General features: G+C 38.5%; 21 protein-coding genes. 10 read left to right on the top strand and 11 right to left on the bottom strand.

The genetic code is table 11. The annotated features are described in order from the left end of the window. The first annotated feature begins 20 nt into the window (after positions 1-20). From ileS to CBM24_RS04070, 6 genes are all read left to right on the top strand, one after another. Positions 21-3,434, top strand: coding sequence for an isoleucine--tRNA ligase (ileS, locus tag CBM24_RS04095; protein WP_088160291.1), 3,414 nt, complete (start codon positions 21-23; stop codon positions 3,432-3,434). 3 nt (positions 3,435-3,437) lie between these two features. Further along, positions 3,438-3,824, top strand: coding sequence for a TraR/DksA family transcriptional regulator (locus tag CBM24_RS04090; protein ID WP_046674049.1), 387 nt, complete (start codon positions 3,438-3,440; stop codon positions 3,822-3,824). Positions 3,825-3,879: 55 nt separating this feature from the next. Further along, positions 3,880-4,530 carry a lipoprotein signal peptidase gene (locus CBM24_RS04085; protein ID WP_075991120.1) on the top strand — a complete coding sequence of 217 codons (651 nt, stop codon included), beginning with the start codon at positions 3,880-3,882 and terminating at the stop codon, positions 4,528-4,530. 89 nt (positions 4,531-4,619) lie between these two features. Next, a complete protein-coding gene (locus tag CBM24_RS04080) occupies positions 4,620-5,564 on the top strand; it encodes a M20/M25/M40 family metallo-hydrolase (protein ID WP_088160290.1) in 945 nt (314 codons plus the stop codon). Positions 5,565-5,746: 182 nt separating this feature from the next. Further along, the gene (locus tag CBM24_RS04075; protein WP_088160289.1) at positions 5,747-6,661 is read left to right on the top strand and encodes an SDR family oxidoreductase; all 915 of its coding nucleotides are present in this window, start codon (positions 5,747-5,749) and stop codon (positions 6,659-6,661) included. 14 nt (positions 6,662-6,675) lie between these two features. Beyond that, positions 6,676-7,203, top strand: a complete 528-nt coding sequence (locus CBM24_RS04070) for an acyl-CoA thioesterase (RefSeq protein WP_046674180.1) — start codon at positions 6,676-6,678, stop codon at positions 7,201-7,203. A gap of 107 nt (positions 7,204-7,310) precedes the next feature. On the opposite strand, the gene CBM24_RS04065 is transcribed toward CBM24_RS04070, so the two are convergent. The 4 genes from CBM24_RS04065 to CBM24_RS04050 all read right to left on the bottom strand — a co-directional run bounded on the left by CBM24_RS04065 (position 7,311) and on the right by CBM24_RS04050 (position 9,823). Then, entirely contained in the window at positions 7,311-7,718 is a 408-nt protein-coding gene (locus tag CBM24_RS04065; protein ID WP_075991117.1) for an EVE domain-containing protein, read from the bottom strand. A 27-nt stretch (positions 7,719-7,745) separates the two neighbouring features. Further along, entirely contained in the window at positions 7,746-8,096 is a 351-nt protein-coding gene (gene gldC / locus CBM24_RS04060) for a gliding motility protein GldC (protein WP_088160288.1), read from the bottom strand. A gap of 104 nt (positions 8,097-8,200) precedes the next feature. Then, positions 8,201-8,446, bottom strand: coding sequence for a hypothetical protein (locus tag CBM24_RS04055; protein WP_075991115.1), 246 nt, complete (start codon positions 8,444-8,446; stop codon positions 8,201-8,203). A 6-nt stretch (positions 8,447-8,452) separates the two neighbouring features. Further along, on the bottom strand, positions 8,453-9,823 hold the full coding sequence (locus tag CBM24_RS04050) for a DEAD/DEAH box helicase (RefSeq protein ID WP_088163450.1): 1,371 nt from the start codon (positions 9,821-9,823) through the stop codon (positions 8,453-8,455). A 176-nt stretch (positions 9,824-9,999) separates the two neighbouring features. Here CBM24_RS04050 and CBM24_RS04045 point away from each other — a divergent pair, with 176 nt between their 5' ends. Beyond that, positions 10,000-12,138 (top strand): S46 family peptidase, encoded by a 2,139-nt coding sequence (locus tag CBM24_RS04045; RefSeq protein ID WP_088160287.1) that lies wholly within the window; start codon positions 10,000-10,002, stop codon positions 12,136-12,138. Positions 12,139-12,256: 118 nt separating this feature from the next. Further along, a complete protein-coding gene (locus CBM24_RS04040) occupies positions 12,257-12,436 on the top strand; it encodes a histone H1 (protein ID WP_070562307.1) in 180 nt (59 codons plus the stop codon). A 59-nt stretch (positions 12,437-12,495) separates the two neighbouring features. Here the strand turns inward: CBM24_RS04040 and CBM24_RS04035 are convergent, their stop codons facing one another. From CBM24_RS04035 to CBM24_RS04005, 7 genes are all read right to left on the bottom strand, one after another. Further along, positions 12,496-13,287 (bottom strand): GLPGLI family protein, encoded by a 792-nt coding sequence (locus CBM24_RS04035; RefSeq protein WP_088160286.1) that lies wholly within the window; start codon positions 13,285-13,287, stop codon positions 12,496-12,498. A 1-nt stretch (position 13,288) separates the two neighbouring features. Beyond that, the gene (locus CBM24_RS04030; protein WP_088160285.1) at positions 13,289-16,006 is read right to left on the bottom strand and encodes an outer membrane beta-barrel protein; all 2,718 of its coding nucleotides are present in this window, start codon (positions 16,004-16,006) and stop codon (positions 13,289-13,291) included. 253 nt (positions 16,007-16,259) lie between these two features. Further along, the gene (locus CBM24_RS04025; RefSeq protein WP_088160284.1) at positions 16,260-17,048 is read right to left on the bottom strand and encodes a GLPGLI family protein; all 789 of its coding nucleotides are present in this window, start codon (positions 17,046-17,048) and stop codon (positions 16,260-16,262) included. Between the two features lie 18 nt (positions 17,049-17,066). After that, positions 17,067-19,790 (bottom strand): outer membrane beta-barrel protein, encoded by a 2,724-nt coding sequence (locus tag CBM24_RS04020; protein ID WP_088160283.1) that lies wholly within the window; start codon positions 19,788-19,790, stop codon positions 17,067-17,069. Positions 19,791-19,973: 183 nt separating this feature from the next. Then, a complete protein-coding gene (locus tag CBM24_RS04015; RefSeq protein ID WP_075991110.1) occupies positions 19,974-20,327 on the bottom strand; it encodes a hypothetical protein in 354 nt (117 codons plus the stop codon). Further along, positions 20,320-20,871 (bottom strand): RNA polymerase sigma factor, encoded by a 552-nt coding sequence (locus CBM24_RS04010; protein ID WP_088160282.1) that lies wholly within the window; start codon positions 20,869-20,871, stop codon positions 20,320-20,322. Before CBM24_RS04010 ends, CBM24_RS04015 begins: the two co-directional genes overlap by 8 nt. A 7-nt stretch (positions 20,872-20,878) precedes the next feature. Then, entirely contained in the window at positions 20,879-21,193 is a 315-nt protein-coding gene (locus CBM24_RS04005; protein WP_145327816.1) for a hypothetical protein, read from the bottom strand. A gap of 107 nt (positions 21,194-21,300) precedes the next feature. Between CBM24_RS04005 and CBM24_RS04000 the strand changes: the two genes are divergently transcribed. Together CBM24_RS04000 and CBM24_RS03995 are read left to right on the top strand one after the other, a co-directional pair. Next, positions 21,301-22,671, top strand: coding sequence for a dipeptidase (locus CBM24_RS04000; protein ID WP_088160281.1), 1,371 nt, complete (start codon positions 21,301-21,303; stop codon positions 22,669-22,671). A 61-nt stretch (positions 22,672-22,732) separates the two neighbouring features. Beyond that, complete coding sequence (locus CBM24_RS03995) at positions 22,733-23,635, top strand: LysR family transcriptional regulator (RefSeq protein ID WP_088160280.1); 903 nt, start codon at positions 22,733-22,735, stop codon at positions 23,633-23,635. Positions 23,636-23,659 lie beyond the last annotated feature (24 nt).

The raw sequence follows: 23,659 nt of genomic DNA, 5'->3' as shown, positions 1-23,659 counted from the left end.
AAGAAGCATACAACAGTCTGATGTACAAAGAATATAAGCAGTTAAATTTACCCGAGATAGGTAAAGAGATTTTGACCCGTTGGGAACAGGAAAAAATATTCGAAAAAAGTATCAATAATCGTCCTGAAAGCAAGACCTATACATTTTTTGAAGGTCCGCCTTCTGCAAATGGAATGCCTGGAATTCACCACGTGATGGCACGTACGATTAAGGATATTTTCTGTCGTTACAAGACTTTGAAAGGTTACCAAGTGAAACGAAAAGGCGGCTGGGATACCCATGGTCTGCCCATTGAACTTGCTGTCGAAAAAGCTCTTGGAATCACAAAAGAGGATATCGGCAAAAAGATTACTGTAGAACAATATAATGACGCTTGTCGCAAGGAGGTAATGAAATATACCGATGTATGGAATGACCTAACCACCAAAATGGGCTATTGGGTTGACCTTGAGCATCCTTATATTACTTACAAGAATGAATACATCGAAACCTTATGGTATTTATTAAAAGAACTTTACAAAAAAGGTCTTTTGTACAAGGGGTATACGATACAACCTTACTCTCCGGCAGCAGGTACGGGATTGAGTTCGCATGAACTTAACCAGCCCGGCACCTATAAAGATGTTAAAGATACCACCATCGTTGCAGAATTTAGACTGATCAAAAGTCAGCTTCACCCAGCTATAGAAAAATTAGTTGACGACGATGCGGAGGATGTAGCATTCATTGCCTGGACGACCACGCCATGGACTTTACCGTCCAACACAGCTTTGGTTGTAGGCAAGAAAATAAATTATGTTAAGATCCGAACTTTCAATAAATATACCGGTGCTCCTGTATCTGTCGTGTTAGCGAAAGATTTGATCAGCAAACATTTTAAAGCGGAAGGAGAAAATGCATCCTTCCAAGACTATAAATTGGGCGACAAAGTAATTCCTTGGGAGCTTGCAGCAGAATTTGTAGGCGAAGAACTTGTTGGCTTGCGCTACGAGCAATTGTTGCCTTATATCACCAACGAGGACTTACAAGAAAATGCTTTCCGCGTTATTCCAGGCGACTTTGTTACGACTGAAGACGGTACCGGTATCGTTCACGCTGCTCCTACTTATGGTGCGGATGACTTTCGTGTAGCAAAAGAACATGGTGTACCGGGCATCTTGGTGAAAGATGAAAATGGAAAAGAGGTACCTACTGTTGACCGTACCGGACGTTTTGTAAGTGAAATCACAGATTTTGCCGGAAGATTTGTCAAAGAGGAATATTACAGCACAGAGGAACGTTCAAAAGAAGACTTCAAACCCACAGACGTGTTGATCTCTATCAAACTAAAAGAGGACAACAAAGCTTTCGATGTCAAAAAATATGAGCATACCTATCCACATTGTTGGCGTACAGACAAACCTGTTCTATACTATCCATTAGATAGCTGGTTTATCCGCACGACAGCAGTGAAGGAAGATTTGGTTGCATTAAATAAAACCATCAACTGGAAACCTGAAGCAACCGGTACCGGCCGCTTTGGAAACTGGTTAGAAAACTTGGTGGACTGGAACCTTTCGCGTTCGCGTTACTGGGGAACTCCACTTCCTATCTGGCGTTCAGAAGACGAAAATGAAGAAGTTTGTATCGGCTCCTTACCTGAATTAAAATCCTTATTGGAAGCTTCTTTGACCTCAGACGTTTTATCTGACGATGAAAAAGCGAAAAATAAAGCTTACTTGGATAAATTCGACACCGAGCAACTGGATCTTCACCGTCCATATGTTGACGATATCGTTCTTGTTTCTGATGCCGGACAAAAGTTATTCCGCGAACCTGATCTGATAGACGTATGGTTTGATTCAGGCGCAATGCCTTATGCACAATGGGGATTGGATCACGAAAAACTAGCCAAAGGCGAAGAGTTTCCTTTTAAAGCTGGATTTGATCATGCATACCCTGCAGACTTTATCGCTGAAGGAGTTGATCAAACACGGGGTTGGTTTTTCACCTTACATGCGATTTCTACAATGATGTACAAATCGGTTTCCTTCAAAAACGTGGTTTCCAATGGCTTGGTGTTGGATAAAAATGGAAATAAGATGTCCAAACGCCTAGGCAATGGTGTTGATCCATTCTCGACGATCGATCAATACAGTGCCGATGCAACACGCTGGTACATGATCAGCAATGCCGCACCATGGGACAACCTTAAATTCAATATGGAAGGATTGGATGAAGTCCGCCGTAAATTCTTTGGTACTTTATATAATACCTACGCTTTTTTTGCATTGTATGCCAATATCGATAAGTTCTCGTATTCAGAACCAGATATCGCTTTGGAAAAACGTCCTGAAATTGACCGTTGGATTATCTCCTTGTTAAATTCGTTGACCAAGGAGGTAGACGAATACTTAGCGGATTACGAGCCTACAAAGGCCGCGCGCGCTATTCAAAACTTTGTTGATGAACATCTCAGCAACTGGTATGTCCGTCTTTGCCGTCGTCGTTTCTGGAAAGGAGATTATACAGAAGATAAAATTTCGGCCTATCAAACACTTTATACATGTCTTGATACGATTGCGAAATTGATGTCCCCAATATCACCTTTCTTCTCGGATAGATTATTCCTGGATTTGAATTCAGCCACTAACAAGGAACAAGTTGAATCTGTTCACCTGGCGAATTTCCCGGTTTATAATGAAAGTCTAGTCGATAAAGATCTGGAAGAACGCATGGCTTTAGCGCAGGATATCTCATCGCTGACACTTTCTTTACGGAAGAAAACTTCCATCAATGTACGTCAACCATTAAACAAAATTTTGGTTCCGGTACTTGATAGTGCTTTCCAAGAAAAGGTAGAGAAAGTAAAAGATCTGATACTTTCTGAGACCAATATCAAAGATATCGAGTTCATTACAGATACCACTGGTATTATTAAGAAAAAAATAAAACCAAATTTCAAAGCTCTTGGCGCGAAAGTTGGTAAGGATATGAAGTTAGTTTCTTCGTCTATCCAATCGTTGACTATAGATCAAATCAGCACGTTGGAATCAACAGGCGAATTGGCCCTAGCAGGCACGCCATATACGATTTTACTGAGCGATGTAGAAATTATAGCAGAAGACGTTGAAGGATGGCAAGTAGCGAATCTAGGTAAATTGACCGTAGCATTAGATGTACATATCACCGAAGAATTGAAAAAAGAAGGTTTGTCAAGAGAATTGATCAACCGCCTACAAAATCTAAGGAAGGATAAAGGATTAGAAGTCACTGATAGAATTAACGTAAAGTTAACAGCTGCTTCAGAAGTGGTCAATGCTGCCAACGAAAATTTATCGTATATTTGCACCGAAATTCTGGCCGATTCATTGGTATTTGAAGATTCACTAACTGAAGGAGAGACCATCGAGATCGATGGCAAAGAACTTAAGGCATTAATCCAAAAAAATTAAATTATGGCAAACAACAACGAGAAAACACGCTATAGCGATTCAGAATTACAAGAATTCAAAGATATTATCTTGGACAAGCTTAGAATAGCAAAAGAAGAGCTTTCCTCGTTGACCGCAACGCTTAATAACAGTAATGCTAATGGTACCGACGATACTGCTGGAACGTACAAGACATTGGAAGACGGTTCAGCTACTTTAGAAAAAGAGCAAACAAATCAATTGGCTGCTCGTCAAAAGAAATTTATCGACAACCTAGAAGCAGCGTTGGTGCGCATCGAGAACAAAACGTATGGTATCTGTAGAGAGACCGGAAAACTGATTCAAAAAGAACGTTTGAAAGCTGTTCCACATACAACGTTGAGCATCGAAGCGAAAAACAAACAATATTAATTTTAGGCATTAAATATATGGTCTTTGCTTAGGCAAAGACCATTTTTATAACACAATGAAGGGTTATACGAAACCGATCGCGCTCATCGTAGCGATACTTTTAATAGATCAATTGTCAAAAATATGGGTTAAGCTCACAATGACAATTGGACAAAGCCACCATGTATTGGGCAAATTTTTCCAGATTCATTTTATTGAAAACAATGGAATGGCCTATGGTATGGAATTTGGCGGTGATTATGGAAAATTATTTTTGACGGTATTTCGTATTTTAGCCGTAGCTGGTATTGGATACGGCCTGCATTACATGATCAAAAATAAGTATAACCGTGGTTTCATCTTGAATGTTGCCCTAATTCTTGCCGGTGCCTTAGGAAATATCATCGATTCTGCTTTTTACGGTGTCATCTTTAGTGAAAGTACCTGGTATGATAAAGCAAGTTTATTCCCAGCAGGTGGTGGTTATTCTTCCTTCCTGCACGGAAAAGTGGTCGATATGCTTTATTTCCCATTAATTCAAGGCAACTTCCCTTCTTGGGTGCCCTTTTGGGGCGGTGAAGAGTTCCTCTTCTTCCGACCTGTATTCAACATTGCCGACTCGGCAATTTCTGTTGGGGTGGTTTTGATCCTGTTATTTCAAAAACGGTATTTCAAAACAGAAAAAGAAGAGAAATCCAGCATCCACAGTGAAATCGTTGAAGATTAACGAAATATCCCTAAAAGCCTTGTTAATCCCAAGGCTTTTATTTTTTTGTACATATAACCCAATACAACTATCTAAACTCTACTATTAGCATGAAAAACATTAGCCTACTTCTGACATTTTGCGGCCTACTAGGAATCCAAATAGCACAGGCACAACAGATCGAAGTTTCCAACTTAAAGAAACATATCTATTACCTCGCTGACGACAAAATGCAGGGACGGGGAACGGGCAGTAAGGAAGTATTTCAAGCTGCAGATTATATTGAAAAGGAATTCAAAAAATACAAACTTGAGCCTAAAGGTGAAAAAGGGTACCGCCAATCCTTCAAAGCCAAAGTCTGGAAAGTAAAAGTTGCAGACAGCATTCGCAATGCAGATAATATCATTGGATTTATTGACAATGGTGCAGACTTAACAGTTGTTATAGGCGCACATTACGATCACTTGGGAACAGGTCGTCAAGGAAGTTCAAAAGACTCCTTAGGAGTAGGCAAAATCCACAATGGAGCCGACGATAATGCCTCTGGTACTGCTGGTTTATTGGAGCTCGCACGTTACTTTAGCAGCAACAATGAAAAAGAACCCTACAACTTGTTGTTTATTGCTTTCGGAGCGGAAGAATTGGGATTAGTTGGTTCCAAATATTTTACGGAACACCCTACCCTACCATTGGAGAAAATCACAGCCATGCTCAATATGGATATGATCGGCCGTTATAATCCCAGCAATGGCCTTGCTGTAATCGGCTATGGAACAAGTAGTCAATGGCCAGCTATATTCAAAGATGTTCAGGCACCTATAAAATTTAATCTTAGCAAGGATGGCAACGGCGGATCTGACCAAACTTCATTCTACAAAAAGAATATACCGGTGTTGTTTTTCCATACTGGTGGACACCCAGACTATCATATGCCGACCGATGATGCCGATAAAATCGATTATAACGCTTTAAAATCCATTTTGGATCTAGAAAAAACAGTAGTTGAAAATATCATGAAACAATCCAGTAAAATGGATTTTATATGGACCAACTAAAACAAAAAAGGCGGATTTGTGTCTAACAGCATGTGATAATCTAGCTTTTTATATGCTCAAATACTATAACAGAGATTAGTAAATTAGTTTGTAGACATACACGAATAAACTAAACAGCGCACTTAAGACCCTGCAAACGAGTCTTTATAAACAGGTGCTTGGATATCATTTAATTATTGTTGATGAAAAAAATTCTAGTGACAGGGTCCAATGGATTCCTTGGCCAAAAAGTCGTTGATTTACTTGCTAAAAATGACCAATATGATGTTGTCGCCATTTCAAAGGGTCCAAATCGTAACCCGAATCAAGTGAATTATGCTTTCTTTCAGGTAGACCTATCGGATCGGGAAAAACTGACAGATTTTTTATCTGCACAAACTTTTGATGCAATTGTACATACAGCAGCTATGACCAGTGTGGAAGCTTGTGAAGCAGATCAAGCAGCATGTCAATTGCTTAACGTCGATCTCGTAGCCGATCTGGCTTCCTATTGTACTGCACATCAGACACAACTGATCCACTTATCCACGGACTTTGTATTTGATGGCAAAAAAAATGCGCCTTATGATGAAACAGATCTCCCCAATCCACAAAGTGAATATGGGAAGAGTAAATATGCTTCCGAACAAGTGCTTGTACAATCCAACTGTAATTATGCTATCCTTCGCACGATATTAGTATATGGGATCAATGCTGACCCCAATCGTTCGAATCTAGTATTATGGGCTAAAAGTAAGTTGTCGCAAAATGAACCCATAAAAGTAGTCAATGACCAATGGAGAATGCCTACCTTTGTGGATGATTTAGCTTATGCTTGCCAACTCGCTATTGACAGAAAAGCGCAGGGAATATTTCATATTTCAGGAGCAGAATTAATGTCGATCAATGAGGCAGTCTACAAAATTGCAGACTACTGGCAACTAGACAAAGGACTGATTTCAGAGATCAGTGCTGCCAGCATTGGACAGGCGGAGAACAGGCCACGGCAGACAGGCTTTGATCTGACTAGATCTAACGCTGAATTGGGTTATGTGCCGACGTCATTTATGGATTCTTTGGCAATCATAGATAATCAATTCAAAACGTTTGGACGATAATGACAAATAATGATATGATAGAGAAATTTGCGCGAGAGTCATACACTGAGATGAACGAATTGGTATTACCCAACGACACAAATACTTTTGGGAATTTGATGGGTGGCCGTTTATTGTATTGGATGGATATCTGTTCGGCTATTGCTGCTCAAAAACACTGTAGCAATGTCGTCGTAACAGTATCAGTCGACAATGTATCTTTTAAGCGCTCCATTAAACTTGGTGAGGTCGTCACGATACAAGCTCAGGTAACGCGTGCGTTTAATAGTTCTTTGGAAGTACGCATGGAAATTTTCGCGTCTAATTTACCGGAAGGCACCCGTGTAAAAACCAACGAAGCTTATTATACCTTTGTTGCTGTTGATGCGGATAACAATCCTAAAGCTGTGCCTGTATTAATTCCGGAAACAGATATAGAACACAAAGCTTACGAAGATGCATTACAACGAAGAGAACTGCGCCTTATTCTCGCGGGGAAATTAAAGCCTGAAAATGCAAAAAAATTAAAAGCGCTGGTCAGTCTTTTTAGCCAAAAGAACTAATGCTTGATGTTCATGACTTACATACCTTGTAAATAATCAAAAAGGGAAAACGATCGTTTTCCCTTTTTTTATATCCCCATACACTGGGTCGATTTATTTGCGCTAGCTTACGCGTTGCCAAGCGCTAAAATCCGATCAAATTCTTCTGGCTTCAAAGGCATTACAGACAAACGTCCTTGTCTGACCAAGGCGATATCCTGCAACTGTTCATCAGCCTTAATGGTTTCCAACGTAACGGATTTCTTCAGCGTCTCTACAGGTGCCAGATCCACCACGACCCAACGCTCATCATCTGTTGTCGGATCTTGATAAAATTCCTTGACGACTTTGGCCACCCCCACAACTTCTTTTCCTTCATTGCTATGGTAGAACAGAACCAGATCCCCTTCTTTCATAGCTTTGATATTATTCCTAGCTTGATAATTACGAACGCCATCCCAAAATGTACGGCCATCTTTATTAAATTGTTCCCAGCTATATTTAAATGGTTCAGATTTTACTAAGAAGTATTGCATGGTCAAATTTCTGTTAAGCGTTAAAAACTATTGTTGTGGCATTAAAACTTCCATTTTATCTGCAAAATGCGCACAGTAATCACGCAAGTCGCCAATAACTTTTTCCGCCATCGGATCACCGCCTGAAGAACGGATAAAAGAGTCGCCCAATGTTTGCAGCGTTTCATAGAAAAAACGTTTCATCTCATCGTAGGGCATATCTTTAGTCCAAAGATCAATACGCATTGAATTTTTATAATGTGAATCCCATAGGGCTAAAAACATCGCTTTTGCAGGTAATTCCTCCGCATTATTTCCATCTGTAGAAGACCACATGATATTTTCAGGCACGTTGTTTTCATCTAACTCTACCTGTAATTTTATTTCAGCTTTTTTCATTTTAATATTATTGAGCTATTTATATTGAGCTATGTTTTTTGAAACAGGAACTATATTTGCCATCGATTCACAACCTAACTCGTCTTTATTTTTAATTTTACTTCTTACCCAAAGGTTACTTTGACAATTAAACTGGTGACACAAACGACTACCAAAAATGCCAATTGTAATAACCACATTTTTTTATTTGGCTTTACAAAGACCCTAAATACAATATCAATGACGGTCAATATCAACAACAATAGGATAAATGCGCCCCAAGTAAATAAGGCCTTTTCGTCATTGGGGTTTTCCATAACAAACCAGGCAACAAGGCATGCACTAGCGATATTTAGTGGTGTAAAGCGCACAATAAATTAACGTTTTTTAAAATTACGATTTGTTCCTCCCGATTTTCCGCCTGCAGACTTACTTTTACTTTTTGCTTTTGGTTTAAATCCGGAAGCTCGTTGTGCCTCCCGCACTTCTTTCTGTTTGATAACGTATTTTTTCTCGTGAAAAGCACCTTGGAAATCTGGATCATCTTTCCGCTTTTGATTATCAATCTCTCGTGCAATATCCTGTTTTTCATGAAAGGGTGTTTTCTCTATAAAAACATCCTCTGGTAGTGCGTAGACAGGAATACTTTGCTTGATCAATTTTTCGATTTTGCGAACATAATATTTCTCAGCATCATTACAGAACGTGATAGCATCCCCCTCATTGAAAGCTCGCCCGGTACGTCCAATACGATGCACATAATCTTCTATAACAATAGGTACTTCAAAGTTGATCACATGGCTTACATTAGAAACGTCAAGCCCTCGCGCCGCCACATCCGTTGCGACCAAAATACGAATATTCCCTTCCTTAAACGCATTGATGGAGTTGATACGTGTATTCTGACCTTTATTGGCATGAATAACACGAACCTCATCTTTACCGTATTTACGTTCCAAAAAGTGGAAGACATTATCTGCTACCTGCTTTGTTTTACAGAAAACAATCAGTCGACTAAACGCTTCATCATCTTTCAAGAGATGTTGAAGTAAATTCAATTTTGTCTTTTGGTTAGGAACGACATATAGCGCCTGACTTACCGTCTTGGCTGGTGTAGCTTGTTCGGACACCTCAATAATGGTCGGAAACGCTAAGAAATCACCTGCAATTTTGCGAACAAGCTCACTCATTGTTGCTGAGAACAATAAGTTCTGACGTTTGCGTGGCACAATTTCAAGTACACGATGGATCTTACTAATAAAACCCATATCCATCATCTTATCGGCCTCATCCAAGACCAAAAATTTGAGTGATTTGACAACAATGTGCCCTTCGAGGTACAAGTCTAAAAATCGACCTGGAGTTGCCACGATAATATCCACTCCTTTTTCGAGTGCTTCTATCTGAGTTTTTGGTCCTAATCCACCATAAAGTACCACTGAACGCAAATCAAGATAAGTAGAAAACAACTTAATATTTTCTTCGATCTGCATGGCCAATTCTCTCGTTGGTGTCAAAATCAACGCACGCGCATCATTTCCCTGAGCATATTTTAGCTTCATCAGCATCGGCAAAACGAATGCCGCTGTTTTTCCAGTTCCCGTCTGAGCGATTCCCATCACATCCTGCCCGGCCAATATTGGAGTAATTGCCTTTTCTTGGATCTCTGTCGGTTGTTGATACCCCGCCTCCGCTATCGCATTTAAGATCTGTTTATTGAATTTAAAATTTTCAAATGATTGCTGCATCTTGCAAAGATAAGGAAAAGAGTCCATTTGACTTTCCTTGACCACCAATACGGTACACATTTACTTTCAATTGACATAAAAATTGGTAAAAAGCATATTATAAAGTCTAATATTTTGGTTTTTAAGAGAATTAAAGCATTTTTGTAGGGTATAAACAAACTTTTTATCAGGTTGATATGAAAAAATTATGGATGTGTTTGTTGTTCATCACAACAAGCTTTGCTGCATTTGCCGATGAGGGAATGTGGTTTTTAATGTATCTAAAGCGTCTGAATGAGTCAGATATGCAGAAAAAAGGGCTTCGCTTAAGTGCCGAAGAAATCTACAGCATTAACCACTCTAGCTTAAAAGATGCAATCGTACAATTCAATGGTGGCTGTACTGCTGAGATCGTTTCTGATCAAGGCTTGGTATTCACCAACCATCACTGTGGATATGGTGCTATTGCTGAACTTTCTACACCAGAAAATGATCATTTAACAAATGGTTTCTGGGCCAAATCCAAAAATGAAGAGTTAAAGCCTAAATCTTTGTCGGTTCGCTTTTTTGTGCGCATGGATGATGTTTCAAAACGAATCTTAGGTTTGGTCAACAACAAAATGGCTGAAGATGAACGAAAAAAAATCATTGCTGCTGAAATTGCCAAAATTCAAAAAGAGAATAGCGAAAATGGTAAATATGTGGTTGAAGTAAAATCATTCTACCAAGGCAACGAGTATTATTATTTTGTATACCAAGATTACAATGATGTCCGTTTGGTAGGAACACCCCCAAATAGCATTGGAAAATTTGGCGGTGATACGGATAACTGGGAATGGCCACGTCATACCGGAGATTTCTCAATTTTCCGCGTTTACGCCGATAAAAATGGTAATCCAGCAGAGTATGCACAAGATAATGTGCCTTTGAAACCTAAACATTTCCTACCTGTCAGCTTAAAAGGTGTTCAAGAAGGAGATTTCGCGATGATCTTAGGCTATCCAGGTCGTACCAATCGTTGGATGCCCGCTGGAGGAATCAATCAGAATGTTAAATTCGCTTATCCAGCTTGGGTAGAAGCTTCTAAAACAGGTATGGATGCCATGAAAAAATTCATGGATCAAGACCAAGCTGTAAAATTGAACTACGCTTCAAAATACTCTCAGGTAGCTAATTACTGGAAAAACCGTCAAGGAATGATTGATGCTTTGACATTACATAAAACTGCAGAATCTAAAGCAAAAGACGAAGCTAAATTTGACAAATGGGCAAATAAAGCTGCAAACAAAGCAGAATACGGTGATGTCATCAAAACAATCAACGAATTTTATGCTTCGACAAACGAGAAAGCTAGACATGACAACTATTTAATGGGCATGTTGCGTTCTAGTGCAATTGCAGCTTTACCGAACACAATTGGATCAGGTTTAGAAGTATATACTGCTGGAGATGAAGCAAGAAGAAATGCTATTCTTCCTCGTTTAAAATCTGCCATCGATGCAGGTTATGAAAAAATGTACATGCCGCTTGAAGAGCAAGTATTGATTGACGAATTGAATCTTTATGCTAAAAAAGCAGGAAATATTGCACCATATATTGCAGAATTGGCTGCTAAAAATAATGGTGACTTTACGGCTTATGTCAAAGAATCTGTGAAGAACAGCATCTTCGCTTCTGCTGAACGTTTGAACAATTACCTGGAGAACCCTAACGCTGAAATTTTAGCCAATGACCCATTGTATAAACTTTCTTCGGCCTTACTTAACAGATACCGTCAAGTAGATCCTAGCTGGAAAACACAAGACGACAAATTTGAAGGTGCTTATCGTAAATATGTCGCTGGGGTATTAGCGTCGAATCCAAAAGGTAAATTCTATCCAGATGCGAACAGTACGTTACGTTTAACTTACGGTTCGATCAAAGGCCTACCACAAGATCCCCGTAATGACGCTGACAAAAACTTTTACACGACGTTAAAAGGCACTATTGCGAAGTACAAAAAGGGCGACGAAGAGTTTGATTTACCACAACGTTTGATGGATTTGTACAATAATAAGGACTATGGTCGTTATGCCGACAAGAAAGGATATTTACCAGTGAACTTCCTAAGTGACAACGACATAACAGGCGGAAACTCAGGTTCACCAGTAATAAATGGCAACGGCGAATTAATTGGCCTAGCTTTTGATGGTAATATTGAAGCTATGGCTGGTGACGTGATCTTCGACCACAAGCTACAACGTACAATTTCAGTTGATATCCGTTATGTATTATTTATCATCGATAAATTTGCAGGAGCAACCAACATTATTGACGAACTTAAGATTGTTGAATAGTTTTTTTTAAGCTTTTTCGATAAAAAAAAACGAAATTTATTTTCTATTTGATTCGTTTTTGTATATTTAAGGAGTGTTTAGGAAAAACCATAAAAACTAAAATTATAATTATAAAAAAATGGAAAACTACGTAAAATTAAAAGAGTTAGTAGCTTCTATCGAAGCTGATGCAGACAAGTTCTTCAACAATGGTAATTCTGCAGCTGGTACACGTGTACGTAAAGGATTACAAGAAATCAAAACCTTAGCACAAGAACTTCGTAACGAAGTTACTGCTAAGAAAAACGACGGAAAATAGTTTTTTCGAAGTTAAACATAAAAAAGGCCTTTCAAATGAAAGGCCTTTTTTGTTGGCTTTTACAGAAATGTACAGGCCATCACCAAATTGTAAATCTTAATACCCAGGTAATCACCGAAAGAGGCCTTCAGTTTATCATAAACCTGCTGCCTGGTCAAGGGTTTATCTTTCTTCTTTAACAAGGTTGCCGATGAAGGGTTTACGGCTCCCAACTCAACCTTCGTTGCAAACATATTGTAATGCAGCTCTGGAACCGCCAAACCAAGGATCATCCCCGGTAGTCCATTAAAGGCCGAAGGACCTCCCGAAACAGGGATTTGATCCGTATAAAAAGCAACGGCATAGATGGAATCCAATACAAGTCCATTGGCCCTACGGCAGGGGTAACCTGCGATTTCACGGTATTCATTCGTGATTTTCCACTTGATCTTTAATGTCGAATCTGCCAAGACAACCCGTTCCCCGCCTAACTCAAAGACAGAATTAAATGCTTTACTTTTCAAATTTTGGTAGCCACTTATCCCTGACTCAAAAATTCCAGACCGCATCAGCCCGCTAACAACATCCGAATACTCTTCAGCAATATGCTCATAGAGGACCTCATCATTGGAAAATGTCAGTTTCTTTTTCAACACCTGATTTTCGGGAATCTGCCCGATCATTTCTTTGATAGAGCTACGTGTATCCTCGTCTTTTGCATAGGTTGCATAGCGTTTGAGCAGGTTTTTAAGAAACACGGTTTTGTCATAGGTAATTGTTCCTTGCGTAGGAAAATAAGCATATTGTCCAAAAGCTGTGGCTCCCCAGAAAAGGAACAGCAATAGGACGAGTAAATTTTTGATATCTTTCATTTTATTTCGATTTTACGAGCATTTTATTTATTTCCCAAGTCAGCTTAACCATATAATATCTACTGATTGTGTTGTATCGGCGTTCGGTCAGTAGTGTCCCGTTTTGACTTCTGTCAAAACCCACATTCTGTTTGAGGAGGTCATTAACCATAAAAGTCAATTCCAACTTTTCATCTTTTCGGAATTTTTTTGATAATGCAGGGCTCAGCACAAATCGTTCAAATTTTTTACTGTACACCGCCGTAGGAGCCTGATAATTATAGCTAAAATCTGCCCGAACAATAAATTTCGCTGGCAGAAAGTACTTTAGGTTTCCTTCAGATGAAAACGTAAATCCCTTACTATCTTCCATTGCGCCAATGGAATTATCTTGAATAAGATAGCCTGGAGACAATTCAATACCAAAGTCCAAGCCTTTCGTTGTCGATCGCTGTAGACTATAATTGAACCCATAACGCTGCACTTTGGCATTCGCCAAAACAGTATTGACATAGTTATAATTGTTGCTGAAAGATACCGATGGACCGCCACCATGTCTCAATTGAATTTTTTTCCATAATTTGCCGTAATACATTGGCCTGATGCTAATTTGATTGTTGCTATTATGATTCAAATTTCCCCAAACAAATGTCGTCTTACCCAGTGAATCAATCGTTGTATTTTGCACCAATGCATTGTTTGTACGTGATGCACTTAAAAAGACACCTATAAACTTATCTTCCAATACAGAATAGGTTCTAAAGCTTAGGTTCAAATTATTGGTGTAAGATGGTTTCAAATTTTCATTACCTAAATATTCATTCAGCGGATCCAAATTTGACCGCAGTGGCTGGATCTGATTTAAAGAGGGCAAACCATTGGTACCCTGATATTCCAAATTGATCGATTTATTTTTTTGTATTTCATAATTAACATCAACCACCGGATTATATACAAAAAATGATCGTGAAAGTCTCGAATTCTCCATACGGTTTAATTGCGACAGATTACTATTTTCGAACTTATTCGAGACATTGACCACTAGCTTTTCTAGGGGCTTGTAATTAATTGCGAAATTATAGGTGTTTTTTATCGTTTTATATAAGAAATCATTGCTATACAAACTATCTAGTCTATCAAAAGTACCGGTATTCTGATTTTTATCGAAAGACCTAACTGCGTTGTTATTTCTGTTGAGATTCAATCCATATTCGAAAGAAAGGATAATCTTTTTTGAAAGCGGTTCGGAATAAGCAAATTCACCCCCAGTGGAAAAAGAGCTATTTTTAACAAATTTCTTCTGGTCGAGAGTCGAATCTCTTTCAGCATTCCCTTCTTTGTAAAATCTAAGTTTAGAAAACAAATCTTGCTCACCATCCTGTTTATTGCCCGATGTAAAATAGTTGAATGATAACGAACGGCCTTTCTTTTTAAAACGTCTTACATAGAGTGCTGAGGCATTATACTGTTCTGACCTAGAATCGTTCTTAAACTTTCGCATGTTATCGTTGATCTTTTGATCAAATTGATTAACAGTAGTTGATTGTGTCTCTGAAGAACTATTATCATGCCTTTTGTTTGCACCTGCCCAAACCGTTAAATCCGACATGGAATCGACCTTAAATTCATATTTCAAACCAATATTATGCTTTCTGTTTTCATTTGACGCCAACGTGCTGCTGTTGCTAGTCAATATCGTGTCGCGTGCCGCATTGCGTGTGAACAAGCTGCGATCCAAATCAACATCGGATCGGATATGCTTATAGTCGATCCGCCAAGCATGTTTTTTGTTAGCGGTTTTATCTGAATATAGAAATCCCGTATTCAAGGACTTAGGAATACCTTCACCATTAAAATTATCGCCTCTATCGTAGTCTCCCCCCATGTTTGATACTTCCTCATAACTGAGCCCACTCTTGCCTGTATTACTTGCAATCAAATAAGCCGAAGCTTTAAACGATTGATTAAAATAGTTCAAAAAGCCCTGTCCAGCGTAGAATTTATCACTACCTCCACCAACATCCACTTTGCCGAATATTCCACGTCTAGCCTCCTCTTTTAACTTCACGTTGATTGTCTGTGTACGTTCACCATCATCAATCCCTGTTTTCTCAGCCTTATCAGACTTCTTTTCATAGACCTGAATTTTATCAACCATATCAGAACGAATATTCCGGCTTACTAAAATAGGATCGTCACCAAAGAACTCCTCCCCGTCAACAAGCATTTTCTTCACTGTTTTTCCTTGGGCAGTAATTTTTCCAGAGGCATCGACGGTAATCCCAGGTAGGACTTTCAACAAATCTTCAACTTTAGCGTTTTTTTCCACTTTAAAACTTCCAGCATCATATTCCGTTGTATCCCCCTTGATACTAATGGGCACCCGTCCCATAACAATGACTTCCTCCAGCAAGGTTGCGCTGCTGGTCATTCCAATAGACATGTTACTGTAATGCTGCCCTGGCAGGATCTCCGCGTAATATTCACCGTATTTCGGATAGGTTACAATGATAAAATATTGTCCAGTATCAGGCCGCTCAAGAGAGAACTTACCATTTTCATCCGAACGGGCAAAATTGGTCAAAATGGAATCTTTAGCTGTTAACAACATAATTGTTGCATTATGCAGCTTAAGCTGATCTTTTACATCAGTGATTTTTCCTTCAATACGGGATTGAGCATGAACTATTCCGCAGAAACAGAATAAAATAAGTAAAAGTAGTTGCCCCACTCTTTTCATAATATGGTTTGGATAGTATATAATTATATAAATAATAAAATTCGTGCACAAAACTAATATTTTGTTTCAGTTAATTTAAGTTTATCTCAAAAAAAATACAAGTAATAAAAAGATATTAAAAAAATAAAACAGACCATTGATTAACAACATAATACAAATTAAAAATCATAAAAAAAGCTCTTCAAAAGAAGAGCTTTTTTATCTAAACAGTTAGAAATACACAACATATTATGTGAACAGCATGCTGTGATTTTTATAAATTGCCAAGTTCCATAATAAATTGAACAGTTTCTTTATTCATATGTTGAGACAGCACACCTGTAATCTGATCTGTCATGGCTTTTCTTGTCATTCGTTTTACCTTCGTATTCTCAAATTTCTTTTTGTCCATCACAACTGTGTTGCTGAGTTCAACTTTTGTTGCAAAATAGGAGACGTGCTGACTAGGTACAACCAAGCCTAAAATCATTCCCGGAAGACCATTGATGGATTCGGGGCCGCCACTGATAGGGATTTCATTGCAGTAGTATCCAATGACATAAATGGAGTCTGGTGTAATACCATTGGCTCTCCTGCAATTGTAGCCAGCGATATCGCGGTATTCATCTGTGATTTTCCATTTGATGCGTTTCATGGAATCCTGAACGATGATTTTTTCACCTACGATATCGTTGTATCTCAAAAAGGATCGGTTGGACATATTTGAAAGTGTTGCTGCATCAAAGTCTAGCGCAAGCATCATAATATACTGCTTAATCTCTGCATCCAGGCTCTCGTCTTTTACCGATTCGAACAACGTCTCCGTGGTATTGAATTTCATTGACTTCTTTAACACGGCACTTTCTGGTAATCTCGGTATTATACGCTCAAAAAACTGTTTTGAGTTATCATCGGCCTTAGCGATGAATTTTTTACTTACGATATTCTTCATATACATCGTCTTATCGTAGGAAATAGTTCCCGATCGACCAAACAATGTATACTGTGCTTTAAGACCTAAGGCTGAACAACAGAAGAAGAGAAAAAAGATATATTTTAACATTGTATTTCGCTTAATATTTTATAAAAACATTTTTGTAAAATCCCATGATAGTTTAAGCATATAATATCTGCGTATCGTATCATATCGACGTTGCGTAAAGACAGAAGTCGATGCCGAACGACTAAAGCCCTTGTTCTGGTTAAGAACATCGTTGATCATAAAATCCAACACCAACGATTCATTTTTCAGGAATTTCTTGCTTACACCTGGATGCAACAAAAACTGCTCAAACTTCTCATCAAAAGCTTTGGTGGCCGCCTCGTAGGAGTAGGTATAATTGGTATAAACCTTAAATGTTTTGTTGAAAAAATACTCCACACTTCCGTTGGAAGCGAAAACAAAACCATTACTGTTGGTATTGCGTTCCAAACTTGATTTCATCAAACGATATTGCGGACTAAAGTTCAGGTCAAAATTTAAACCTGTCTTGGTATCTCTCTTGAAATTATACGTAAAATTAAAGTTCGTCGTATTGACTTTATTCAATTGGTGATTGAACATATTATAATTATCACTCATATTCACATAAAACTGTGGCGAGTTGGACAGGCCAAGTTTTTTGCTCAGCTTGAAATAAACTCCAGACCATACGTTCAAGGAAGTATTTGTCTTACCATCAACATTATTCCAAGTATATGTATTAATCCCTTTTAGGGTATCAATATTCTGCGTAATCGGGTTCTTTTCGGTAGAGATATTACCACCGACATAAACATAGTTTCCGGTCAACACACGGAACGAATTATAATTCAGATTTAATGAGTTTCTAAATGATGGTTTTAAGTTTTCATTTCCCAAATAGCGATTAATCTGGTCTGAGTTATCCAAGATCGGTTGGATCTGGCTTAAAGAAGGTAATTGATTTTTACCGGTATAGTTCATCCATAACCCCTTAGTTTTTGTAAAGGAATAACCTGCACTTACATTTGGATTATACGTAAAGTAACTTCTTGTAATCCCCTCGCTTGTATAGTTATTGAACTGTTTCAATTTGTCATTATTGAAATTATTAGCCACAGTGAACTTAAATTTTTCAGTTGTATGAACTACAGCCAATTTGTACCTATTGCTGCTTCTATCAAAATCGTAGTTATTACTGAAACGACGATCCAATTGAGTATAATTTCCGGCTCCATCAATATTGAAAGACTCCACGATGGAACTACTATTACTTTGCTCAATTCCTGTTCCCACAACAAGATTCCAAATTTTGGATAAAGGTTCGGTATAGGAAATTGAAGCGCTTAGCACGTCACTTGTATTGTTACGCACCTTACTTTGATCTGTAGTTGAATCCGTTTTTAAGCTATAATTTCTCAGGTCGGAATTTAAATGTCCAGTACCTTTCATCTCATTTCTTTTCCATTGACCATCGAATGTAAAAGAACGTCCTTTTTTCTTGAATTTGTGCGTAAAATAAGTGCTAAAATTGAGCTCGTTGATATTATTTTTCACCAATTCTCGAGTATTCTCAGCAATAGTTGTATCTGCATTTTGGCCAAACTGATAAGCTTCACGCTTGTTATCTGACCAAAGATTCTTTCTTGATGCCCCGCCTCGTATGGTTAAGAGATTTAACGAATCTAATTTCAGGTCATATTTCAGATTCGCACGATGCTGGTCATTTTCAGAATCTACATTCTTCACCGATTTGTTATTGATCAAACCGGTCGTAATCGTTTCATCATTTCCATCGCTGCTCAATCTTCCATATTTATAGTTAATGTTGACTGTATGTTTATCCTTATCAAATTTATCCGAGAAGTTAACGCCCGAATTTATAGCCTTAGGTACACCAATAACCCCTTGTCCAGAAAAAGGATCCGTAAAATTAGACCAGCTCATTGATCCGTCATCACCATAGGAAACACCTGAATCACCACCATACTTTTGTGCATCCTGCCAGTTCATGCTCGTAGTACCATTATTACCGAAAAGCCCATAAACTGATATTTTCTGCGATCCCTTAAACTTGTTCAACATCAATTGCCCCATATAATAGTCGTCGGTTCCACCGCCAAGAAGCGCTTTTCCGAACATGCCATTTTTAGAGCCTTCTTTTAGCTTTACATTGATCGTTTGCTCACGCTGACCGTCATCCACTCCTGTTCGCTCTGCCTGCTCGGATTTTTTCTCGTATACCTGAACTTTATCCACCATATCCGATCGGATATTTCGTGTCACCAGTGTCGGATCATCACCGAAAAATTCTTCACCATCTACCAATACTTTTTTGACTGTTTTACCTTGTGCAGTAATCTTTCCAGATGCATCAACCGTGATGCCAGGCAAAGCTTTCAACAGATCTTCAACCTTGGCATTCTTCTCAACTTTAAAACTACCGGCATCATATTCTGTGGTATCACCTTTAATTGTGATTGGGATGCGTCCAGTAACGATGACTTCTTGTAATAATGTGGCTGTATTGGTTAGGCCAATAGCCAATTTGGAGTAATCCACTCCAGATTGAATCTCCGTATAAAAATCGCCATACTTGGGATAACTCACAATCAGCACGTAAGCTCCTGTATCGGGCTTGGCTAAGGAAAAAAGACCATTTTCGTCAGATCTCGTAAAGCCTGTTAATATGGAATCTTTAGCGGTCAACAGCATAACTGTTGCGTCTGATAACTTTAGTTGGTCCTTTACATCACTTATTTTTCCAGCAATCTTGGATTGGCCCAAAGCCAAACCAGGAATAGCAAAAATGAAAAATAAGAGAATTTGTAAAACTCTTTTCATAAAATTGTTGGATAGTAAATTAATATCAATATAACATTAGTAGATAAAACCAATGTTTTGTTACAGTAAATTTAATTTTATTTCTTAAAAATTGGATTTTGGTTCATAGTTCCCCATTCGAGCAAAATAAGAGGTCCTTTTTACAGCAGCTCAGATCCGATGTATTCATACAAAAGATCTTCACTATACCTGATAATGCCTCTTCTTTTGCATATTGATCAAACGCCACAACTGAAGACAGAAAAAGCATATCAAAACAGCAAAAGATAACTGGCCACCAATCGTGCTATAATTTTTAAGATCCGGGGCAATGTCTGCAACTTGAATTTTGGCCATCAGATAATTATTGAACATCATGCCACAAACAGTCCCAAGAAGAAAAAATGTAATCGCATACTTTTTATTTGACAGGGCTTTCTCTTTATCTTTCTCGAGCGCAGCAATACCGTTCATGATACGTTGTTCAAAATCATCAAATGGCATTTCTATTTTACTCATTTGCATAACTTTCTTGAATTTTTCCTGTTCCTTATCCATAATACTCCGCTTTTTTAATTAACTGACTTAAAATGATCTGCATATTTTTACGGGCCCGGTGCAAGATCACTTTGGTATTCGCTAATGTCCAGCCCATAATCTCTTTAATTTCATCCATCGACTGTTCTTCGAGATAGAACAACCGTAATGCAACAGACTCGCGAGCGGGCAGAATAGTGAGTGCATCGTTGATCATTTCTTTTCTTTCGTGGTCGATTATTTCATCCAATACGGAATCTTCATGCGACATGTCATGGTGGGATAGATCAAAATTGACCAACTCCAGTTTCTTATGACGAATGGCATTAAAAGCAACATGCACAACAATTCGGTAAAACCAGGTACTAAATTTCGATTTCCCTTTAAAGGAAGACAGCGATTGATAGCATTTTATAAATGCATCCTGAACGGCATCTTCTGCCAAATGCTCTTCCTTTACAATAGAAAGAGCGACAGAAAATGCCATATCTTTATACGTTTTTATAAAATAACGATAGGATTCCACATCGCCTGATAGAACTTTTCGAATATAGATTTCATCCATTGGCGGGTTAAATATCGCGTTTTTTATCCAATCGGTTAGCAATTATCATTGCAACACCCGCAGAAATAATCAAAATTGCGACGGCAAGTGAATCTGGCAAATCAGTATTCATGTAGTTGTCCAAAATTCCCACAATGAATAATCCTATTCCTATACCAAGTACCAAAATCCCGGGCTTTTGCCAATCTAGTGACTCTCTTTTCTTATTTTCACCCGGAATCTGTACAGCCACGCTCCGATACCGCATAATAAAATAAACACACAAGGTGATACATGTAAATAGTCCGATTCCTAAAATGGCTCCTACTGATTGCTTTTCCATAATTATTTGAATTAGTTTTTACATTAGTCGCAACCATCCCCGAAAAGGTTACAACAAATTGAGTTAAATGTCTCGATTTGTGTAAATTTGTTTCAAACACAAACAATATGCAAAACATTAAAGAATATGTAGAAGCAAACAAGCAACGTTTTTTGGATGAGTTGTTTGATTTATTGCGTTTACCATCAGTAAGTGCCGATCCTAAATTTAAAGGAGATGTTGAAAAAACTGCTGAATTTGTTGCTCAGAAATTGCGTGAAGCCGGAGCCGACAATGTAGAAGTTTGTCCTACCGCTGGTAATCCAATCGTTTATGGAGAAAAAATTATCGATCCGGCACTTCCTACAGTGTTGACATATGGTCATTACGACGTACAACCTGCTGATCCATACGAGTTGTGGGATACCCCTCCTTTCGAACCGACGGTTCGTGATGGCAAAATCTATGCACGTGGTTCTGCCGATGATAAAGGTCAGTTTTATATGCATGTAAAAGCCTTCGAATACATGATTAAAAATGATGCATTAGCATGCAACATCAAATTTATGATTGAGGGTGAAGAGGAAGTGGGCTCAGTCAATTTGGGCACATTTGTTAAAGAAAATACAGAAAGACTGAAAGCTGATGTTATTGTTATTTCCGATACATCGATGATCAGCATGGCTCAACCATCGTTAGAAACTGGCTTACGTGGACTTTCTTATGTTGAAGTTGAAGTTACGGGGCCTAATAGAGATTTACACTCCGGCGTATATGGTGGAGCAGTAGCCAATCCTGCGACGATATTAGCAAAACTGATTGCATCATTACATGACGAAAATAATCATATCGCTATCCCTGGATTTTATGATGATGTTGTCGAATTGACGGCTGAAGAACGTAAAGCATTAAATGAAGCACCTTTTGACATTGAAGAATACAAAACTGACCTGGGTATCCAAAATATCTGGGGAGAAAAAGGTTTCACAACATTAGAACGCACCGGTATTCGCCCAACCTTAGAAGTAAATGGTATTTGGGGTGGTTATATCGGTGAAGGCGCCAAAACAGTATTGCCTTCAAAAGCGAATGCAAAAATTTCAATGCGTCTTGTACCAAACCAAAACTCTCACCGTATTACGGAGCTTTTCAAAAAACATTTTGAATCTATTGCACCAGATTATGTGAAAGTAGAAGTTAAACCTCATCATGGTGGTGAACCTGTCGTCACACCGACCGACAGTGTTGCTTACAAAGCGGCAGAAAAAGCCCTGCATGACACCTTTGGTGTTAAACCTATCCCAACGCGTGGTGGTGGTTCGATCCCAATCGTCGCTCTTTTTGAAGAAGTATTGGGTTTAAAGACTGTACTCTTAGGCTTCGGACTAGATAGTGACAACCTACACTCTCCCAATGAAAAGTATGGTATTGAGAATTACCTTATGGGAATATCAACAATTCCTTTATTTCATAAATATTACGCGGAACTAAGCAAATAATTTAGTTTTTCATTAGATAAAGGGTTATTTTTAAATTTTAGAAATAACCCTTTATCGTTTTATGGATTTTGATTTTCGTTTAATTGTATTTTACACTGCGGCTCAGCACCTTAATTTCACCAAAACGGCTTCGGCCCTTTTCATCTCACAACCAGCCGTAAGCAAAAACATCCAAGAACTAGAGAAGAAACTTGGCGTACCACTCTTCGAAAGAAAGGGCAACAATCTTAATTTAACCGATTCAGGTCAAATTCTCTATAAATATGCCCAACAGATTATCAATCTGTATAATCAGGCGGGCCAAGAAATACAGGAGTTGCAGGAAGGGCGAAAAGGAAAGCTGGTCTTAGGAGCCAGCACAACCATCTCCCAATATGTTTTACCTGCTCTGCTTGCCGATTTTCTATCCCAATATCCCAACAACCGTATCCAGTCTTTTCAATCCAATAGCCGCAGTATTGAGGAGCAGCTTATCGACAAAACATTGGATTTAGGTATCACGGAGGGGTCTACCGACAACCGGGCGCTGAAATACATTCCTTTTATGAAGGATGAGCTAGTTCTGGTCACAAATAGCCAAAACCCACTATTAGCTCAATTAAAAAATCCAATATTATCCGATATCACGCGCTTACCTTTGGTACTACGCGAGCAGGGCTCAGGTACACGAACAATTATTGAGAATGCACTAAAAGATAAAAGCATTAATCTATCCGAAGTACAGATAGAAATGATCTTGCCTTCAACAGAGAGTATCAAAGGCTACCTTGCTCGTCGCAACAGCTTTGCTTTTTTATCTATTTATACAGTGCAAAAAGAAGTGTTAAATAATCTATTGACCATTGTTGATATTCCACAATTGACAATAGAACGTTATTTCTATTTTACCCATTTATATGGAGGCCTTGCCGGTACGCCCAACCAGTTTCTGCAATTCTGTTTGCGGCAAAACTTCAAGTTATAACCAAATGTTATATCTCATAAACAA

The sequence above is a fragment of the Sphingobacterium sp. G1-14 genome (assembly GCF_002196555.1).
GTDB classification, from domain to species: Bacteria; Bacteroidota; Bacteroidia; order Sphingobacteriales; family Sphingobacteriaceae; genus Sphingobacterium; species Sphingobacterium siyangense.
Note: the sequence above shows the minus strand (reverse complement) of the source record. Positions and strands in the feature narration are given on the sequence as shown.

What these genes read in the sequence shown, in the direction of transcription:
- ileS (WP_088160291.1), top strand. Translation starts at nt 21, where the DNA reads ATGTACAAAGAATATAAGCAGTTAAATTTACCCGAGATAGGTAAAGAG.
- CBM24_RS04090 (WP_046674049.1), top strand. Translation starts at nt 3,438, where the DNA reads ATGGCAAACAACAACGAGAAAACACGCTATAGCGATTCAGAATTACAA.
- CBM24_RS04085 (WP_075991120.1), top strand. Translation starts at nt 3,880, where the DNA reads ATGAAGGGTTATACGAAACCGATCGCGCTCATCGTAGCGATACTTTTA.
- CBM24_RS04080 (WP_088160290.1), top strand. Translation starts at nt 4,620, where the DNA reads ATGAAAAACATTAGCCTACTTCTGACATTTTGCGGCCTACTAGGAATC.
- CBM24_RS04075 (WP_088160289.1), top strand. Translation starts at nt 5,747, where the DNA reads ATGAAAAAAATTCTAGTGACAGGGTCCAATGGATTCCTTGGCCAAAAA.
- CBM24_RS04070 (WP_046674180.1), top strand. Translation starts at nt 6,676, where the DNA reads ATGATAGAGAAATTTGCGCGAGAGTCATACACTGAGATGAACGAATTG.
- CBM24_RS04065 (WP_075991117.1), bottom strand. Translation starts at nt 7,718, where the DNA reads ATGCAATACTTCTTAGTAAAATCTGAACCATTTAAATATAGCTGGGAA.
- gldC (WP_088160288.1), bottom strand. Translation starts at nt 8,096, where the DNA reads ATGAAAAAAGCTGAAATAAAATTACAGGTAGAGTTAGATGAAAACAAC.
- CBM24_RS04050 (WP_088163450.1), bottom strand. Translation starts at nt 9,823, where the DNA reads ATGCAGCAATCATTTGAAAATTTTAAATTCAATAAACAGATCTTAAAT.
- CBM24_RS04045 (WP_088160287.1), top strand. Translation starts at nt 10,000, where the DNA reads ATGAAAAAATTATGGATGTGTTTGTTGTTCATCACAACAAGCTTTGCT.
- CBM24_RS04040 (WP_070562307.1), top strand. Translation starts at nt 12,257, where the DNA reads ATGGAAAACTACGTAAAATTAAAAGAGTTAGTAGCTTCTATCGAAGCT.
- CBM24_RS04035 (WP_088160286.1), bottom strand. Translation starts at nt 13,287, where the DNA reads ATGAAAGATATCAAAAATTTACTCGTCCTATTGCTGTTCCTTTTCTGG.
- CBM24_RS04030 (WP_088160285.1), bottom strand. Translation starts at nt 16,006, where the DNA reads ATGAAAAGAGTGGGGCAACTACTTTTACTTATTTTATTCTGTTTCTGC.
- CBM24_RS04025 (WP_088160284.1), bottom strand. Translation starts at nt 17,048, where the DNA reads ATGTTAAAATATATCTTTTTTCTCTTCTTCTGTTGTTCAGCCTTAGGT.
- CBM24_RS04020 (WP_088160283.1), bottom strand. Translation starts at nt 19,790, where the DNA reads ATGAAAAGAGTTTTACAAATTCTCTTATTTTTCATTTTTGCTATTCCT.
- CBM24_RS04015 (WP_075991110.1), bottom strand. Translation starts at nt 20,327, where the DNA reads ATGGATAAGGAACAGGAAAAATTCAAGAAAGTTATGCAAATGAGTAAA.
- CBM24_RS04010 (WP_088160282.1), bottom strand. Translation starts at nt 20,871, where the DNA reads ATGGATGAAATCTATATTCGAAAAGTTCTATCAGGCGATGTGGAATCC.
- CBM24_RS04005 (WP_145327816.1), bottom strand. Translation starts at nt 21,193, where the DNA reads ATGGAAAAGCAATCAGTAGGAGCCATTTTAGGAATCGGACTATTTACA.
- CBM24_RS04000 (WP_088160281.1), top strand. Translation starts at nt 21,301, where the DNA reads ATGCAAAACATTAAAGAATATGTAGAAGCAAACAAGCAACGTTTTTTG.
- CBM24_RS03995 (WP_088160280.1), top strand. Translation starts at nt 22,733, where the DNA reads ATGGATTTTGATTTTCGTTTAATTGTATTTTACACTGCGGCTCAGCAC.